The 255-nt window shown below is 52.2% G+C and carries 1 rRNA gene; it reads left to right on the top strand.

From position 1 onward, the window contains the following. Positions 1 to 255: ribosomal RNA gene (locus GM668_RS31985) — 16S ribosomal RNA — on the top strand; the annotation flags it as partial.

Raw genomic sequence — 255 nt, forward strand, 5'->3', positions numbered from 1 at the left:
GAGGCAGCAGTGGGGAATTTTGGACAATGGGGGCAACCCTGATCCAGCAATGCCGCGTGAGTGAAGAAGGCCTTCGGGTTGTAAAGCTCTTTTGTCAGGGAAGAAACGATCCTCTCTAATACAGGGGGTTAATGACGGTACCTGAAGAATAAGCACCGGCTAACTACGTGCCAGCAGCCGCGGTAATACGTAGGGTGCAAGCGTTAATCGGAATTACTGGGCGTAAAGCGTGCGCAGGCGGTTTTGTAAGACTGT

This window comes from Pseudoduganella ginsengisoli (assembly GCF_009720865.1).
GTDB classification, from domain to species: domain Bacteria; phylum Pseudomonadota; class Gammaproteobacteria; order Burkholderiales; family Burkholderiaceae_D; genus Rugamonas; species Rugamonas ginsengisoli.